Origin of the sequence: Nocardia coubleae NBRC 108252 (assembly GCF_001612805.1) — a bacterium.
GTDB classification, from domain to species: Bacteria; Actinomycetota; Actinomycetes; order Mycobacteriales; family Mycobacteriaceae; genus Nocardia; species Nocardia coubleae.
In genome coordinates this window covers 259379-276443 of the sequence record NZ_BDBD01000004.1, presented here as the reverse complement: position 1 = coordinate 276443, position 17065 = coordinate 259379, and the positions used below count along the sequence as shown (strand labels likewise).

Annotated in this window: 15 protein-coding genes; 13 read left to right on the top strand and 2 right to left on the bottom strand. The window is 69.4% G+C overall.

The annotated features are described in order from the left end of the window. Window positions 1-37: 37 nt before the first annotated feature. The gene (locus NCO8_RS03055) at window positions 38-1144 is read right to left on the bottom strand and encodes an NAD(P)/FAD-dependent oxidoreductase (protein WP_067636151.1); all 1107 of its coding nucleotides are present in this window, start codon (window positions 1142-1144) and stop codon (window positions 38-40) included. A 239-nt stretch (window positions 1145-1383) separates the two neighbouring features. On the opposite strand from NCO8_RS03055, the gene NCO8_RS03050 reads away from it, so the two are divergent. Both NCO8_RS03050 and NCO8_RS03045 read left to right on the top strand, forming a co-directional pair. After that, window positions 1384-2961 (top strand): ABC-F family ATP-binding cassette domain-containing protein, encoded by a 1578-nt coding sequence (locus tag NCO8_RS03050; RefSeq protein ID WP_067636636.1) that lies wholly within the window; start codon window positions 1384-1386, stop codon window positions 2959-2961. Between the two features lie 69 nt (window positions 2962-3030). Further along, the gene (locus NCO8_RS03045; RefSeq protein ID WP_067636149.1) at window positions 3031-3651 is read left to right on the top strand and encodes an NUDIX hydrolase; all 621 of its coding nucleotides are present in this window, start codon (window positions 3031-3033) and stop codon (window positions 3649-3651) included. A gap of 158 nt (window positions 3652-3809) precedes the next feature. Here NCO8_RS03045 and NCO8_RS03040 read toward each other — a convergent pair whose 3' ends face one another. Next, on the bottom strand, window positions 3810-4556 hold the full coding sequence (locus tag NCO8_RS03040) for a metallophosphoesterase family protein (RefSeq protein WP_067636634.1): 747 nt from the start codon (window positions 4554-4556) through the stop codon (window positions 3810-3812). A gap of 227 nt (window positions 4557-4783) precedes the next feature. Here NCO8_RS03040 and NCO8_RS03035 point away from each other — a divergent pair, with 227 nt between their 5' ends. The 11 genes from NCO8_RS03035 to NCO8_RS02985 all read left to right on the top strand — a co-directional run bounded on the left by NCO8_RS03035 (window position 4784) and on the right by NCO8_RS02985 (window position 17059). Next, window positions 4784-7153: a RelA/SpoT family protein gene (locus NCO8_RS03035; RefSeq protein ID WP_067636147.1), complete on the top strand. Its 2370-nt coding sequence runs from the start codon at window positions 4784-4786 to the stop codon at window positions 7151-7153. 358 nt (window positions 7154-7511) lie between these two features. After that, window positions 7512-9110 carry a cutinase family protein gene (locus NCO8_RS03030; RefSeq protein WP_067636144.1) on the top strand — a complete coding sequence of 533 codons (1599 nt, stop codon included), beginning with the start codon at window positions 7512-7514 and terminating at the stop codon, window positions 9108-9110. A gap of 54 nt (window positions 9111-9164) precedes the next feature. Next, entirely contained in the window at window positions 9165-10511 is a 1347-nt protein-coding gene (locus tag NCO8_RS03025; protein WP_084456433.1) for a DUF8176 domain-containing protein, read from the top strand. 11 nt (window positions 10512-10522) lie between these two features. Continuing rightward, window positions 10523-11377 (top strand): MinD/ParA family ATP-binding protein, encoded by an 855-nt coding sequence (locus tag NCO8_RS03020; protein WP_067636142.1) that lies wholly within the window; start codon window positions 10523-10525, stop codon window positions 11375-11377. Then, window positions 11374-12024: a hypothetical protein gene (locus NCO8_RS03015; protein WP_067493514.1), complete on the top strand. Its 651-nt coding sequence runs from the start codon at window positions 11374-11376 to the stop codon at window positions 12022-12024. Before NCO8_RS03020 ends, NCO8_RS03015 begins: the two co-directional genes overlap by 4 nt. Before the next feature lie 94 nt (window positions 12025-12118). Beyond that, the gene (locus tag NCO8_RS03010) at window positions 12119-12412 is read left to right on the top strand and encodes a hypothetical protein (protein WP_067493819.1); all 294 of its coding nucleotides are present in this window, start codon (window positions 12119-12121) and stop codon (window positions 12410-12412) included. After that, window positions 12412-12666, top strand: a complete 255-nt coding sequence (locus NCO8_RS03005; RefSeq protein ID WP_067493516.1) for a hypothetical protein — start codon at window positions 12412-12414, stop codon at window positions 12664-12666. The genes NCO8_RS03010 and NCO8_RS03005 overlap by 1 nt, the downstream gene beginning before the upstream one ends. Before the next feature lie 25 nt (window positions 12667-12691). Next, on the top strand, window positions 12692-13297 hold the full coding sequence (locus NCO8_RS03000) for a DUF8175 domain-containg protein (protein ID WP_067636140.1): 606 nt from the start codon (window positions 12692-12694) through the stop codon (window positions 13295-13297). After that, a complete protein-coding gene (locus NCO8_RS02995) occupies window positions 13294-14109 on the top strand; it encodes a DUF8175 domain-containg protein (RefSeq protein WP_067493520.1) in 816 nt (271 codons plus the stop codon). Before NCO8_RS03000 ends, NCO8_RS02995 begins: the two co-directional genes overlap by 4 nt. Window positions 14110-14132: 23 nt before the next feature. After that, window positions 14133-15566, top strand: a complete 1434-nt coding sequence (locus tag NCO8_RS02990; RefSeq protein WP_067493822.1) for a hypothetical protein — start codon at window positions 14133-14135, stop codon at window positions 15564-15566. After that, window positions 15563-17059 (top strand): SCO6880 family protein, encoded by a 1497-nt coding sequence (locus tag NCO8_RS02985; RefSeq protein WP_067493522.1) that lies wholly within the window; start codon window positions 15563-15565, stop codon window positions 17057-17059. The genes NCO8_RS02990 and NCO8_RS02985 overlap by 4 nt, the downstream gene beginning before the upstream one ends. Window positions 17060-17065: the final 6 nt, after the last annotated feature.

The following is a 17065-nucleotide window of genomic DNA, read 5'->3' as shown; positions in this document are numbered from 1 at the left end:
CTGCTCGCCCGCCGGTTGTCGATCGCCCGTCCGGTGTTCACCATGTCCAGCTGGTCCGCAGCGGCCCGAGCTGCCCACCGCGCAGCGTCGCACGGCAGACCTGTTCCTTCAGCAGAGCGGCCGTGCGGCCGGTGAGGACCGCGGGCAGCGGGCGGTCGGTGAGGTCGGAGAACTGGATGAGCGCGTCACGGCGCCCCAGGCTCACGGACTGGCCGATGTACTTGCGGCGCAAGGGTTTCGGCTCACGTCCTGCGAGGACTCGCAGGACGGTCTCGGCGGCGTGCACGCCGCAGGGCACCGCGGCCTGACAGCTCATCCGCAACGGGTTCGTACCGAGGGCGACCGCGTCACCGGCGCCGACGATGTTCGGACTCGTTGTGCTGACCAGGGTGTCGTCGACGAGCATGGCCCCGGCCGCATCCACTTCCAGCCCGCTCGACCGGGCCAGGTCCGAGGGCGCGAAGGCGGTGGTGGTGATCGCGAGGTCGGCGTCGAGGACCGTGCCGTCGGCGAGGGTGATCTTGTCCTGGGCGATCGCCGTGACGGCAACCTGGTCGACCACCGTCACCCCGAGTGCCGCCAAGGCGGTACGCGCGCGGACACGCCCTTGTGCGGACAGGCTGTGGCCCAGTTCGCCGGTCACCAATCGCACCCGCACAGCACCGGTTTCGGCGAGTTCGGCGGCGGTTTCGATGCCGGTGAGGCCGCCACCGATCACCGTCACCGTGGCGCAGGCGGGCAGGTCGGCCAGGCGCAGGCGGGCGCGGTCGGCTTCGGCGCGGGTGCCGAGCGAGACGGCATGCTCGGCCGCACCCGCGATACCGGTGTCGTCGGTGTGGCTGCCCGGGGCGTAGACGAGGTGGTCGTAGCCGATCTCGTCGCCGGAATCGGTCCGCACGTGGTGGTGCCGGGCGTCGATGACCTGTGCGGTGGCGGTGACGATGCGTACGGTGTCGGGCAGGACGCTGCGCAGCGGCCGATGGGCTCGGTGTGTGCCCGCGATGTACTGGTGTAACCGGATGCGTTCCACGAAGTCGGTGCCCGGATTCAGCAGCGTCACCCGGACGCCCGGGTGACGGGCCAGGCGCTTGGCGGCGCTGATCCCGGCGTACCCGCCGCCGAGGACGACCACGTCGGCCTTCATCCACGACCCCCTCTGTGCGCATTCGTCTTTCACGATAGTGACCTGTCGCGCAGCGAGGGTATGCAGGTGAGCGGGCTCACGCGCGGAAAAAATAAGGTGGCGTGGTCCGGGGGACCGGTGTTATCAATGAAGGGTCTTGTTCCCGGCGATCGGAGTCATGCGTTGATTTCTTGAGGTAGCGCTTTCGGGTGGTCCGCACTGTGCGCACCGCGTATCCGTCGCACCTCGAGGTGGTCCGCATGTCTACGCTGTCTTTTTCCGATCTCACTTTCCACTGGCCCGACGGCACCGTCGTCTTCGACGGCCTCGATGCCACCATGGGGCCCGGCCAGATCGGTCTGGTCGGTGCCAACGGCGCCGGGAAGTCCACGCTGCTGCGGCTGATCGCCGGTGAACTGCGACCGATCCGCGGATCGATCACCGTGCCGGGTGATCTCGGGTATCTGCGTCAGGATCTCGGCATGCGCACCGGTCAGCGCGTCGATGCCGTGCTCGGGATCGACGCGCTGCGGGCGGCACTGCACCGCATCGAGCACGGCACGGCCGATGCCGCCGACTTCGACACCGTCGGCAACCAGTGGCAGGTGGAGGACGAGGCGATCGCGCTGCTCGGCAAACTCGGCCTCGACTACGTGGCCGGATCCGTCGCCGACCTCGACCGCACCCTCGACACCCTCTCCGGCGGGGAGACGGTGCTGCTCGGACTGGTCGCCGAATTGCTGCGCGAACCGGATGTGCTGCTGCTCGACGAACCGACCAACAACCTCGACTCGGTCGCGCGGGCACGGCTCTATACGGTGATCCGCCAGTTCACAGGCACGGTGATCGTGGTCAGCCACGACCGCGAACTGCTCGACCGGATGGACGGTATCGCCGAACTGCGGGCGGGTGAAATCCGGTCGTTCGGCGGCAATTTCACCGACTACGAACGCGTCGTCGAGGCCGAACAGCAGGCCGCGCTCGCCGCCGTGCGCGACGCGCGCAGCGACGTCCGCAAACAGGCACGTGAACTGGAAGCGGCCAGGATCAAACTCGACCGCCGAAAGCGCTACGGGCAGAAGATGTCCGACACCAAGCGTGAGCCGAAGATCGTGATGGGCAACCGCAAGCGCAGTGCCGAGGTGTCGGCGGGCAAGCTGCGCAACTCCCACATCGACAAACTCGACACCGCTCGCGAAACCCTCGACCAGGCCGAGGAGTCGGTGCGCGCCGACCGGGAGATCCGGATCGAACTGCCCGGCACCCGGCTGTACCCGGGGCAGGACGTGATCGCCCTCGACCAGGTGCGCCTGGCCAACGGTCCCGTCGTCGATCTGCGGGTGAGCGGGCCGGAACGGATCGCGCTCACCGGACGCAACGGTGCGGGCAAGACCACCCTGCTGCGGCGGATCGTCGCGGAGGGCCCGAAGGTGGCGTGGCGGTTGCTGCCCCAGCGGCTCGACGTGTTCGACGACGCGCGAACGGTTTTCGAGAACGTGGCCGGTGCCGCACCGCACGCTTCGGCCGAGCAGATCCGGGGACAGCTGGCGCGCTTCCTGTTCCGCGGTGCCGACGCCGACATCCCGGCGTCGGCGCTGTCGGGCGGGGAACGACTGCGGGCCGCGCTGGCGACGCTGCTGCTCGCCGAACCCGCGCCCAAGCTGCTGATGCTCGACGAACCGACCAACAATCTGGACCTGCCGAGCCTGGCGCATCTTACCCAGGCCCTGGCAAGCTTCGAGGGTGCGCTGCTCGTGGTGAGCCACGATCAGCGGTTCCTGGACGGCATCGGCGTCACCCGGACCCTCGAACTCACCCCCGACGGGCTGGTCGAGTAGGCAGGGGCATGATCGGGGACGACCGATACCCGCGGCGTTCGCCCGGGGACGACGAGCAGATGGGGTGACGTGGAGCAGTCCGTTGTGTCGATCGACGTGGTGACGTTGCGATGCTGGGAGGGCGACACCGGCGTGCGCGTGGGCATCGCGGCCCGCGAATTCGAACCCTTCACCGGGCAGCTGGCCCTGCCGGGCGTCCTGCTGGGGCGGGGCGAGCGGCTGGTCGAGGCCGCCCGTCGCGCGGTCCTGGGCAAACTCGGCGTGCCCGACACCGCGATCGTCGCGGTCGGCCAGCTGCGCACCTTCGACGAACCGCACCGCGACCCCCGTGGCCCCACCCTCGCGATCGCCATGTGGGCGGTCGTCGCCGAACACGAGGGCCCCGCCGAGTGGGTCGGTTTCGACGAGGTGCCCCCGCTGGCCTTCGACCACAACCACATCATCGAGACCACCCGGCCCGCGCTGGCCGCCCTCCTCTGGAAAGACCCCACCTTCACCCGGGCCCTGGCAGGCGCCGAGTTCCCCGCCACCCGCGCGGTCGACCTCACCACCGCCCTGCACGGCACCCGCCCCGACCCCGCCAACCTCAACCGCACCCTCGCCACCATCCCCGGGCTGCACCGCACCGGCGAACGCCGCCGGGTCCGGGCCACCGGGCGCCCCGCCGTCGTCTGGGCCTTCGACGACTGATCCGCGCCACGGCGCCGAGCACGCGCGCATTCAGCCGGAAGATCGATTGCCGCCGGGCGCATACGTGCTTCAGCCTCGGAGGGCAATGACACCAGGTCACAGAGCGCATACTCGACGTTCGATCGGATACGACCGTCGCCGCCGACGCATGCGTGTGTTCAGCCGGAAGCGGCAGTGGTCGCCAAGTCGTAGAGCGCGTACGTGCGGCGCAGCACCGGATACGAAACGTTGTGCACCGCAATGTTTCCCGTGGTCCGGCCGTCTTCGGTGCCCGCGTGTGCGTGTCCGTGCAGGGCGAGCGTGGCGCCCGCGGCGTCGATCGCGTCGCCCAGCGCCTGACAGCCGAGACCGGGATAGATCGAGATCGGCTCGCCCGCCAGGGTGTCGACGGTCGGGGAGAAGTGGGTGAGGGCGATCCGCATCGGTGTGTCCAGCGCTTCGAGCGCTGCCCGGAGCCGCCGCGCGTCGACGGCCCCACGACGCATCAGCATCCGGTGCTCCTCGCTTCCGGAGTCCGGGTCGCCGGGGTACGCCGGGAAGCCGCCGGAGCCGCCCATCACCCCGGCGATGCCGAGCCGGTGCCCGCGCACAGTACAGACCGTCGCCTCGCCGTCGAGCACCCGCACTCCGATGTTCGTGAGCATGCCCGCGATCACGTCGCCCGCGCCTGCGTCGTGGTCGTGATTGCCCAGCACCGCGACGACCGGCATCGCCAGTCCCGCGAGTTCGGCGCAGAGCAGCTCGGCCTCGGCCACGGTGCCGCCGTCGGTGAGGTCACCGGCCAGCAACAGCAGATCGGTCTTGTTCCCCAGCTCGAGGAGGTCGGATCGGAACTTTCCCGCGACGGCCGGACGCATGTGCAGATCGGCGGTGGCGGCGATACGGACTGGTGTTCTGTTCCCCACCCACCGAGATGGCCACAGCGGATCGCCGGTGTCAACAGCGCGGTAGATCATCGCGAAAGGGCGCGTGGTGGGCGGTCGGATCGGTTCGTGTCGGAGCGTCGTACTACCGTCGCGTGTCTGTGACCCCGGGGAATCGAACACCAGGTCGGTGTGGGGACTAAAGTTGGTGGTCCGGGCGGTTGCAGCAGTCGGCTGACAAGGTCGAATGCGGCGTGAGAGGTGGTGGCATGACTCGACAACTCGGCGAGGCGAAGGTTGGGCAGGGGTCCACCGACGCCGCGCCAACCGGTGGTGCCCAGGGCAAGCCCGAACCCGCGAAGCAGTCGCCCACCGCCTCGGTGCCCAGTTCGGCATCACGGCGCGTGCGTGCCCGGCTGGCCAGGCGGATGACCGGTCAGCGCGGGATCGCGGCGGTCAAGCCCGTGCTCGAACCCCTCGCGACGGTGCACCGGGAGCTGTACCCGAAGGCCAACCTCGCGCTGTTGCAGCGCGCCTTCGACGTGGCCGACGAACGCCACGCCAAGCAGTTCCGCAAGTCGGGTGACCCGTACATCACCCATCCGCTCGCGGTCGCCAACATCCTCGCCGAACTCGGCATGGACACCACGACCCTGGTCGCGGCCCTGCTGCACGACACCGTCGAGGACACCGGCTACTCGCTGGACCAGCTCAAAGAGGAATTCGGCCAGGAAGTCGCCCACCTCGTCGACGGCGTGACCAAACTCGACAAGGTCAACCTCGGCGCGGCCGCCGAGGCCGAGACCATCCGCAAGATGATCATCGCGATGGCCCGCGACCCGCGCGTGCTGGTGATCAAGGTGGCCGACCGGCTGCACAACATGCGGACCATGCGGTTCCTGCCGCCGGAGAAGCAGGCCAAGAAGGCCAAGGAAACCCTCGAAGTCATCGCGCCGCTGGCGCATCGGCTCGGGATGGCCACGGTCAAGTGGGAGCTCGAGGACCTCGCGTTCGCGATCCTGCACCCCAAGAAGTACGACGAGATCGTGCGCCTGGTCGCCGACCGGGCCCCGTCGCGCGACACCTACCTGGCGAAGGTGCGCGCCGAGATCGTCAACACTCTCGCCGCGTCGCGGATCAACGCCGTCGTCGAGGGACGGCCCAAGCACTACTGGTCGATCTATCAGAAGATGATCGTCAAGGGCAAAGACTTCGACGACATCCACGACCTGGTCGGCATGCGCATCCTGTGCGAGGAGGTCCGCGACTGCTACGCCGCCGTCGGCGTGGTGCACTCGCTGTGGCAGCCGATGGCGGGCCGGTTCAAGGACTACATCGCCCAGCCGCGCTACGGCGTCTACCAGTCGCTGCACACCACCGTCGTCGGTCCCGACGGCAAACCTCTGGAAGTGCAGATCCGCACCCACGACATGCACCGGACCGCCGAGTTCGGCATCGCCGCGCACTGGCGCTACAAGGAGACCAAGGGCAAGCACTCCGGTGACGCCGCCGAGGTCGACGACATGGCGTGGATGCGTCAGTTGCTCGACTGGCAGCGTGAGGCCGCCGACCCGGCCGAGTTCCTCGAGTCGCTGCGCTTCGACCTGAAGTCGCCGGAGATCTTCGTGTTCACCCCCAAGGGTGACGTGATCACGCTCCCGCAGAAGTCGACGCCGGTCGACTTCGCCTACGCGGTGCACACCGAGGTGGGCCACAAGTGCATCGGCGCCCGCGTCAACGGCAGGCTCGTCGCGCTGGAACGTCAGCTCGAGAACGGCGAGGTCGTCGAGGTCTTCACCTCCAAGGCGCAGAACGCCGGACCCAGCCGCGACTGGCAGAACTTCGTGGTCTCGCCCCGCGCGAAGGCCAAGATTCGCCAGTGGTTTGCCAAGGAACGACGCGAGGAGGCACTCGAGAGCGGCAAGGAGCAGATCTCCAAGGAGGTCCGCCGCGTCGGGCTGCCGCTGCAACGGCTGATGAGCGTCGACGCGATGACCGCGGTGGCGCACGAACTGCACTACACCGACATCTCCACCCTCTACACCGCCGTCGGCGAACACCAGGTGTCGGCGCACCACGTGGTGCAGCGGCTCATGGCCCAGCTCGGTGGCATCGGCGATGTGGAGAACGAGCTGGCCGAACGGTCCACGCCGTCGACCACGCCGAGCAGGCAGCGGGTCACCGGCGACGCGGGCGTGCTCATCCCCGGCGCCCCCGGCACCGTCGCCAAGCTCGCGAAATGCTGTACGCCCGTACCAGGTGACGAGATCATGGGCTTCGTGACCCGTGGTGGTGCGGTGAGTGTGCACCGCACCGACTGCACCAACGCGGGCTCGCTGCAGTCGCAGTCCGAACGGATCATCGACGTGGAGTGGGCGCCGTCGCCGTCGTCGGTGTTCCTCGTGGCGATCCAGATCGAGGCGCTGGATCGCACCCGGCTGCTCTCCGACGTCACCAAGGTGCTCGCCGACGAGAAGGTCAACATCCTGTCGGCGTCGGTGGCCACCCACGGCGACCGGGTGGCGATCAGCAAATTCACCTTCGAGATGGGCGACCCGAAACACCTGGGTCACCTGCTCAACGTGGTGCGCAATGTCGAAGGTGTGTACGACGTCTACCGCGTAACCTCAGCAGCCTGACGCTGTCCCGCCTCCCCGCGACTTCTGGCCGGACTCAGGTGCGCCTGGCGTCGCGTCGGCGGCCAGACTCGGGTGCGTGAGGAATTGGCCCGTACCCGGTGAGTTACCCATGTGCTCGCGAGGTCACGGGTTACCGACATGGCCTGACCAGCTCATCGGCGGGGTCTCGCAGGCCGGATGGCTGAAGATTAGCTGGCGGGCGAGGGTTTGCTGGGGCAGCGGAAGGGCCTGTTTGGGCAGGGGTTCGGATACCCGGAATCTGTTACGGTTTACTGCGTTTCAACGTTCCACTGGTCAGCCGAAACGGACTGTGATGCGGATCGATATGGCTCGGTGCACGACACGACTCACGGTGACGATGATCGCGATCACCGTTGCCTCGGCGTCGGTGTCGGCGGGGGTGGCCGCCGCGGAAGAGGTCACCCCCGTCGCACCGTCGACACGCGTGGCCATCGATGCCTGTCCTGCGTTGTACGCCTTGGGAATTCAGGGCACGGGGGAGTCCTCGCCCGATGCCGCGCCGAGCACCGACACCGGCATGCTGAGCACCGTCTTCCGGCCGTTGTTCGCCGCGGCCGCCGAACCGGGACTCGTCGACCGCGCCTACGTCCCCTACGAGGCGGGCTTCGGCGGTGCCGTTCCCGGCGGAGCCGTGCCCTACACCGAATCGGTCGACGGCGGCCTCGAACGCTTGCGGTCGATGGCCACCCAGGTAGCTCAGCGGTGCCCGGACTCGCGGATCGCCGTGGTGGGGTATTCGCAAGGCGCCCATGTGGCTTCGCTGTTCGCGCAGGAGGTCGGTGCCGGCACCGGTGTGCTGCCCGCCGACAAGGTCGCCGCGGTCGCGCTGTTCGCCGATCCGACCCGGGGCGTGAACGCGCCGCTGTTCCCGGGCGCACCCGACCGCGCCACCCCGCTCGCCGCTCCCGGCACCGAGGGCACCGCGGTCGCCGAACTCGGCGAGGTTCGTCAGGCCCCGGCCCCCGGCGGCGGGCTCGGTTCCCGCTACGACCGGGCGGGCGACTACGGCAAACTGACGGGTCGCGTCGCAAGCTTCTGTGCCACAGGTGATCTCGCGTGCGACGCACCGCAGAACGCGCCACTCATGCGGGCGGTCACCAGTCTGGTGAGTCAGGTGAAGCTGTCCGGCGGCGACCCCATCGGTTCGCTGGTCTCGATCGCGCAGGCGCTGGCCTTCACCTCGATCAAGACCGCCTCGACCGTGGTGAACGAGGACATCGCGGGCAGCACGCTGGCCGATGTCTCGCTCTCGCCGAAGAAGTCGATCTCCCAGCGTCTCGCCGACGCCGCCGACCCGCGCACCACCCTCGACGTGAACGCCGCGTTCCAGGCGCTGCTGAAGGTGGGCATGATCGGCCTCAACTCCGTCGCGACCGTGGTGAAGACCGTGCTCACGCCGGCGAGCATCGCCGAACTGGCCACGGCGGCACTGTCGAACCCGCTGGCCGGGCTCACGCTGCTCGGGACGAAGCTCGTCGGCGCCGTCGCGCAACTGATCCCGCCGACCACCGGCGTACGCCTGGTGAACGAGGCCTTCACGGCGGTGGCGCAGAACATCACCGACAACCGGGAACTGCTGGACGTGACCACCTGGGTGCGCTACTGGGACTCCATGCAGCGTCACGTCGCCTACTCCCAGATCGGGGTCGGTGCCCAGGGCGCGACACCAACCCAGTACGTGGCCGACTGGTTCGCCGCGATCGCCCGCGACGCCGCGGCAACCTCCGGGCGCGGCGCGACACCGCTCGGTGGGCCCGACACGCCCGACCCCGGCCTGTTCACCAGCCGAACCGGCGAGCCTACGCCATCGAAACCCGGTCATGGGGGACAATTTCCGTTCGGGACAGGAGCCGATGGCGCCTCATCCGGCGGCGCGACGACTCCGCCTGCCGCGACACCCGAACCATCACCTACCAGACTGTTCTCAGTGAACTGAGTACCGAGAGGTATCGATGCGAATCCATGTGCCCGGCGTAGCGGAAAGGGGGGAATGTTGAAGTCGTACAACGAACTGTCGCGCTGGTACTCGGCGCTGGAGCCGGAAACCGACACGGCCGACCCTGCGCGCCAGGACACCACCGAGCAGGTGGCGGGCGACGACGAGGCCCCCGCCCGATATTCGCAGCGCCCCGAGCGCATCCCGACGGCCGACCACCCGGCCACGCCCGTCGAGCGCTCCGGACAACCCTGGACCAAGCCTGCCCCCGAAGTCGACGAAGCCTCCGCCGAGGACTTCGCCGACCGCGACTTCACCAAACCGGACCCGGGTGCCGACCCGGCACCGCGCTCGGCGGAGCAGGAAACGCCGGTGCGTGCCGAGGACCGCCGAGCCGGGTTCGACCCCACGCCCCGTACCGAGGACCGGCGGCAGGGGCAGGATCCCGCTGCGGATCGGCACGCTGAGCACCATCCCGCCCCGATCGCCGAATTCCGGACGCGCGAGCGCGACCCGTTCGTCGTCGCCGACCGGGACCAGGCGCGCTTCGCCGAGGACGATTCCGAATCGCTCGCGGACCACACGACTCCCCGCGATGAACCGGCCGTCGACTACTACGCGCAGGAGCGCGAGCCGGCGCCGATCATGGAAGCGCGGCCCTACGTGCCCGAACCCGTACCGCTGGCCGAACACGCCGCGCGGCGCAGCGAATTCACCGGCGGCTGGTCGGACTGGGTGGAACACGCGCCGGGTCCCGACGACGACTACGACGCCGAACTCGTCCAGTTCCCGTGGGCCGATGCCGCCGACGACTACGACGAAGCGCATGTGCTCGAACCCTCCGGCGCCCTGCGTGCACGGCGGGCCCGACAGCGCAACCGCTCGTGGGTCGTGCTCGCGATCGCCGTGCTGGTGCTGGTGGTCGCCGCGACCGGTGTGATGTTCCTGCTGTTCGGACGCGGCAGCACCCACGCCGCGCAACCGGCCACCCCGCTGCACTTCACGGCGGGCAACCTCACCGCCGACGCCGGCGGCGCCTGCCCGACCGAGCGCACCGAACTCGTGGTCCGCAGCGCCGAACCCGGCGGCACGGGTTCCGGCCCCGACGCGGTGCTCGCCTTCCAGCACGCCTACTACGTGACCCGATCGGGTGCCGAGGCGCGCGCGGTGGTCACCCCCGACGCCGAGGTGTCCTCGGCCGCGGTGATCCAGCGCGGCATCGATTCCATTCCGGTCGGCACGACGCACTGCGTGCGGATCACCACCGTCGCCCCCGAGCGGTACACCGTTGAGGTCACCGAATTCCGGCCCGCGGGGGCACCGGCCACCTACACCAAGCAGTTGGTGCGAACGACGCGCGTCGGCGATCGCACGCTCATCGCGGGCATCGCGGCAGGGTAAGGAGCAAGGCGATGACAGACGACTGGAGCCGATGGCTCGACGAGGCCCCCGAGGGGGACCCGTCGGACGACCTCGCGCGTGATCCGGCTCCGGTGGTGCGGTTGCGGCGCAGGGGCGGCGCCCGTTCCGGCGGGGCACGCAGGCCGATCCTCGTCGTCGGCGGCTGCGGCGGCGCGGGCACCACGACAACCACGCTCGGCCTGGCCGCCGCCTCGGCGATCGACGGTGCGGTGACCGTCGCCGTCGACGCCACCGCCGCGGGCAGCGACCTCGCCCTGCGCGGCGCCGACAAACACCTGCACCCGGTGAACCTGCAGTCGTGGGTCTACGGGCGCGGCGACGACGAGCCGGCCCCGATCGAGGACTGCCTGTCGCGGTCCACCTCCGGATTCGGGCTGCTCTGGCGCGACGCGACCCCGCTGCGGCGGCGCGCGACATATCTCACTGTCGCCAGGGCATTGGACGCCGGTGGATACACCGCCGTCTACGACGGCGGCAACCCGATTGCCGGACGGCAACTGCGCCCCCTGCTCGACGACGCCGATATCGCGCTCGTCCTGACGATTCCGGCCCGGGTCGACGCCGCCAATCGGCTGCGGGTGACCCTGGAATGGCTCGACGACCACTACGGCGACGACGGCGCGGGCGTCGTGGCCGACACCACCATTGTTGTCTCCCACCAGTATTCGCAGGACGATTCGCGCGTTGCGGAGCATTTGCGCGAACACCTGTCGGGGTGGGTGCGTGAGGTCATCGAGATCCCCTACGACCCGCATCTGGCGCGCGGCGAACTGGTTCGCCACAGCGAGCTCGCCGAGGCGACGCGTGCGGCATATGGGAGCTTGCTCGCGGGAGTGGCATCATGACGGCAGCTATGAATCTACGTCGTCGTCGTGAACCGGACGCGCCCGCCGGTGTCGTCGCGCCGCCTGAATCGTTGCGCGCCAAGATCTGGGAGCGCCCGGTCCCCGGGGTGGGACGGGCGCCGCTGGTCTGGTTGCTCGGCGTGCACGGCGGGGCAGGCGCCACCACGCTCGCGCATGTCCTCGCGCCCGCCGCGGACGCCCGTGGCCGCTGGCCGGGTGTCTTCGACCGGGAATCGCCCTACGTGGTGCTCGTCGCGCGCGAGACCATCTCGGGACTCACCCGTGCCCACGATCTGCTGCGCCAGCATCACGCGGGGCTGGCCGGACCGTCGCTGGTGCTCGGCCTGATCACCGTCGCCGCGCGGCCCGGGCGGATGCCCGCCGAGATCCGCCGCTACCGCGATGTGGTCGGTTCGCTGGCCGGGCACGTCTGGCAGGTGCCGTGGTTCGAGGAATGGACTCTCGTCGAATCCGAGGCACTGCCGGTGTGGTCCCCGGGCGACGAGGTGGTGGCCCGCAAGCGCAGGCCGGACCCGCTCGAAGAGGTCCCGATCGAGATCGGTGAGCTGGGAACCGATCTGGTCGCCGCCATCAGGACGAGCCTCGGTTCGCCGATCTCCTCGGCGGCGCAGCGGGGTCGATCATGACGGCCGGGCGCGTCGGCCGTCTGTGGTGTACAAACGTGTGTCGGCGTCGAAGTGTTTGTGGCACAACACCTTTACAGTGGGAGAAAGGCACCCGATGAGCATGCTCCTCCTCGCCGTGCAGGACACGTACGGCACCGTGCTTGCCCAGGTCGGTAACCCGACCCCGGAAGCTCCTCCCGGCTCGGAGAAAATCCTGCAGCTGGTGCGATACCTCACCTGGTTCGTGCTGCTGTCGGGTATCTGCGGCATCACCTACGCGGGCGGCAAGTTCGCGTGGGAGCGCTGGACCGGCGGCGGCCTCGAGTCGCCGAAGATGGTGGCAGGCGCGATGATCGGCGGTGTCGTCGCCACCAGCGCGGGCACGATCATGAATGCGGTCATCGGTTAGTGATCGCCGTGCTCGCCTACAAACAGATCCCGGCCGACGTGCTCGCGCCGCTGATGCAGTTGCTCAACTGGCTGCTGTGGTTCGTGCTGCTGTCGTGCCTGGCCTGGATGATCCTGTCGGCGGGTCGGCTGTGGATCGCCTTCCGCAGCGACCTCGCCGTCAACGATGCCTCACACGGTGTGCTCATGAGCCTGATCGGCGCCGCGGTCGCCAGCACCGCGTCGGCGATCGCGCTGGCATTCCTGCCGGCGTGAGGCAGCGGACGACGAAGGCACGACCATGAATTCCACAGTGACACGACCGGTGCTGGTCGGTATCGCCCTGCTCACCGCCGCAGCGGGTTGCGGTGAGCAGGACGCGGGCCCCGACCTGTCCTCGGCACCGACCGGCGTGCGCTGGCAGCACTACCAGGGCATAGCCCTGCCGCACGCCGATCAGGGGCCCGCCCAGCTACAGCAGGGCGCCGCAACCGGATTCGAGCACTCGCCGCGCGGGGCGGGGCTGGCCGCACTCACCCACACCATCCGGCTGTCGGTGGCACCCGACGACGACTGGGCCACCGTCGTCAACCGGGGCCTCGTCCCCGGGCCGGCACGCGACGAGTGGGCGATCAACCGGGTGCAGCTGTCGATCACCGGGCCCGCCGCGCCCGAGTACGCGCCGAAATTGTTGGGTTACAAAATCACCGAATACCGTGACGAGCAAGCCCGTGTGGACGTCTACACCGAGTACTCGGACAGTTCCCGCGCGGTGAACCACACCGCGGTGAGCTGGTACGGACAAGACTGGCGACTGCGCTTACCCGACCCGGAGTCCACCACCCGACCCGTCGACGCGATCGACGAATTACCACCCGACATCGTGACATTGGAGGCACCGCAGTGAGCGAGAAGGAGGCGTCGACGCGCGACCGCGCGTCGTTCGGCATGATCGCCTCCGGTGCCCTGCTCGCCCTCATCCTGGTCGTCGGCGCGGTCGTGTACTTCACCAGCAGCGGCGAAGGGGAGATCGACGCCGGTCCGCCACCACCGCAGGCGGCGGGCGGCACGGGCTTCGCCGAACCGGAGGTCGACCTGTTCGGCAGGCGCGTCGACGTCCCCAACAACCCGGCCGGGCAACCGCTGGCCCAGGACCCGAGCACGCGGCGCACACCCGACGACCCGGACTGGCTCACCGCCGCCCCGGCGGGCACCACGAAACCGCACGGATGGCAACGGGTCTACGGCGCGTCGGTGCCGTTCTCCACCTCCGACGGACCGTCACGGATCGAGGCCGGGCTGGCCGTCGGCTACGCGCACACCCCGCAGGGCGCCGCGCTGGCCGCCGCACAGATCACCTACCGGCTCAACGCCAGGCCCGCCGATCGCGACCTGTACGTGACGCAGCTGCGGGTGAGCTCCACCCAGCTGGCCGCCTACGACTCGGCGCTGGCCGCCGACAAACTGCCCGAGCAGCAGCCGGAGAAGGTGACGCGCTACTTCGTCGCCTCCGACGCCTTCCGCATCGATGACTACGCCGACGACATGGCGATCGTGCGACTTGCCTCGCGCGGTCCGGTGGTCGACGGTAAACAGCTGTACGCGGCCATGCGGCTGATCGTGGTGTGGGACGACGGTGATTGGCGGCTGAAACCGTCGACCACCACCAACAACCGGACCGAATACGTGGAATCGCTGGCGGGGTGGACGACATGGTGACCAACCATCGAGGGGTGCCGACAATGCTGAGGCGGATCGTCACAATATTCGCGGTGATCTTCACCGTGATGATCGCGACCCCGACCGTGGCCTACGGTCAGACCTACGGCTTCGACGAGGCGTGCAACGAACTGCACGACACACTCGACAGCGTCGCCATTCCCGGTGTCTCGCTGGGTGATGCCGCGTCGGCGGTCTGCAAGGCGGGCAATGCCGCCACGCATCCGGGTGATGCCGCGACGGCGGTCAAGGACAAGGCGTGGGACTCCACCTTCGGCAAGGTGGTCGACTCGCTGATGAAGGGTCTCGGTGAGGCGCTGATCCTGGCCCTGACCTTCTGGATGAAGGTGCCCAACGAGGCGGTGAGCGACTCGGGCGCGTTGTTCACCAAGATCAACGACTACACGTATCAGATCCAGATATTGCTGTTGATCGCCTCGGTCATCATCACCGGTGGCAGATTGGCCGAGGCCAGACGCGGGGCGGCCGTGAGCGAGGCCGCCGAGTCGTTCCGGCTGTTCGCCCGCGTGGTGTTCAGTTCGTGGATGCTCGGCGCGGTGATCGTGGCCGGTACGCGCGCCTCGGACAAGTTCTCCGAGTGGATCATCGCCGACGCCACCGGCGGCAACGCCAAGAACATGGCCGAGCTGATGGTGAAAACGTCGAAGCTGCAAGCATTTTCGCCGGGCCTTGTGTTGATCATCGCGATCGTCGGCCTGCTCGGCGCGCTCGCCCAGATCGTGCTCGCCATCGTGCGCCAAGGTCTGCTCGTGGTCGCGGCGGGGGTGTTGCCGCTGGCCGCGGCGGCGTCGGCGACCAGTACCGGCAAGCAGTCGTATCAGAAACTGGTCGGCTGGATCATCGCGTTCATGCTGTTCAAACCGGTGGCGGCGATCGTGTACATGATCGCGTTCACCACCGCGGGGCATACCGACGAGACCACCGCCTCGGGTGGGCTGCCCAGTGGTGAGGACGCCCAGCGGATGCTGGTCGCGTTGGTGCTGCTGTGCAGCGTGGCGTTCGTGCTGCCCGCGCTGATGCGTCTGGTCGCGCCCGCCGTGGCCACCGTCGGTACCGGCGGCTCGGGTCTGATCGCCACCGGCGGTGTGGCGCTCGGTGCGATGGCGCTCGGCGCGGTCGGCACCAAGGCCGTGGCCGCGCGACCCGTCGCGGCACCCGGCACGGCAGGCTATTTCGGCAACCAGGCAGGCGGGGCCGGTGGCGCGGCCGCCCAGCGCGGCGGCGCTCCACGACCCACGCCGCCGCCGCGCGGTGGCGGATCCGCGCCGCCACCGGCCAGTTCGGGTTCGGTGCCCTCGGGCGCGGCCCGCAACATGGCCGCCGCCCGGGCCGCGGCGGCCTCCACCGCCCGCGCCGACGAACGGGCCGGCGACGTGGCCGGTGACCGCTGGGCCAACCGTTCACCCGACCTCGGCAGGAGCACGATTCCGCGATGAGCACCTCCGCGACCGACACCTACGAGCGCCGCTCCTACGGCCTGTGGCAGAAACCCCGCAGCGCAGGCCTTTTCGGCCTGCGCTGGGAAGAGACCGTCATCGGTTTCGTCGTGGTGATCACGGCACTGGTCTGTGCGATGGTCGGCGGATTCAAATGGGGTTTCATCGTCGGCGGCCTCGGCGCGCTAGTGATGGTGCCGCTGGTGTGGCGGACGGGGGGCCGTTCGGGCTATGAGACGGGACTGATGATGTTCAACTGGATGCGCTCGCGCCGCAACGGCGAGCACGTGTACCGCGGTGGCCGGTTCTCCCGGATCCCCGGCGGCGTCACGAAATTGCCGGGGCTGCTCGCCCCGTCGAAGCTCTACGAGGGCATCGACGCGGGCGGCTACCACTTCGGGATGATCCACCTGCCCGCCTTCGCGCAGTACACGGTGGTGCTGCGCGCCTGGCCGCAGGGACACGAGGCGGTCGACCAGCCGGTGATCGACCGCTGGGTCGCCGCCTGGGGCACGTTCCTGGCGTCGGTGGGCCAGACCAGCGACATCGTCGCGGTGGTCCCGGTGATCGACACGGTGCCCGAGACCGGTAACCGCCTGCTCAACGAGGTCTCTACGATCACCCGTCCGGAAGCCCCCGACCTGGCCCAGCAGGTGATGTACGAGCTGGCCACCGAATTGCCGCAGGAGCGTGTGCAATTGCTGCCGCGCGTGGCGATCACGTTCAAGGCGACCACCGCCGAACGCCGCAAGAACCCGGCCGAGGAGGCCGTGGAGATCGGGCGGCGGCTGCCCGGTATCTGCGCGGCGCTGGCCGAGGCGGGTGTGCGGGCGCAGCCGATGTCGGCCGAGGAGGTCATCTCCTTCATCCGGCGCAGCTACGACCCGGCATCCCAGGCCGACCTCGAGGTGGCCGCCGCCGACCCCGGCGGGCACGGCCTCGGCTGGGACGACGCGGGCCCGGTGTCCTACGACGAGAAGTGGGACCACTTCATCCACGACGGCGGCCGCTCGGTGACCTGGGAGATGGACGCCGCACCGGAAGGCGCGGTCGACGAACGGGTGCTGCAGCGGTTGCTCGCGCCGAATCCCGAAGTGCCACGCAAACGCATCGCGATCGTCTACCGGCCGCATTCGGCCGCCGACGCCGCCGAGATCGTCGACGACGACTTCAAGAACGCGCTCGTCGCCCAGCAGAGCGAACGCGGTGTGGTGTCGGCGGCGGCCACGCTGCGCGTCGGCGCGACCCAGCAGGCGCGCGAGGAACAGGCGCGCGGCCACGGTGTCACCCGCTTCGGCGCGCTGGTGACCATCACCGAACCGCTGCGCGGTGACCTGCCGCGCATCGAGGCCATCACGCGTGACCTGTCGACGCAGGCTCGCCTCAAGATCCGCCGGTGCTACCGGTACCAGTCCGCGGCGTTCGCGGCCTCTCTCGGTTGCGGTGTGATCCTGCCCGAACACGCGACCATTCCGAAGGCATTGGCGGGGTGAGGCGAT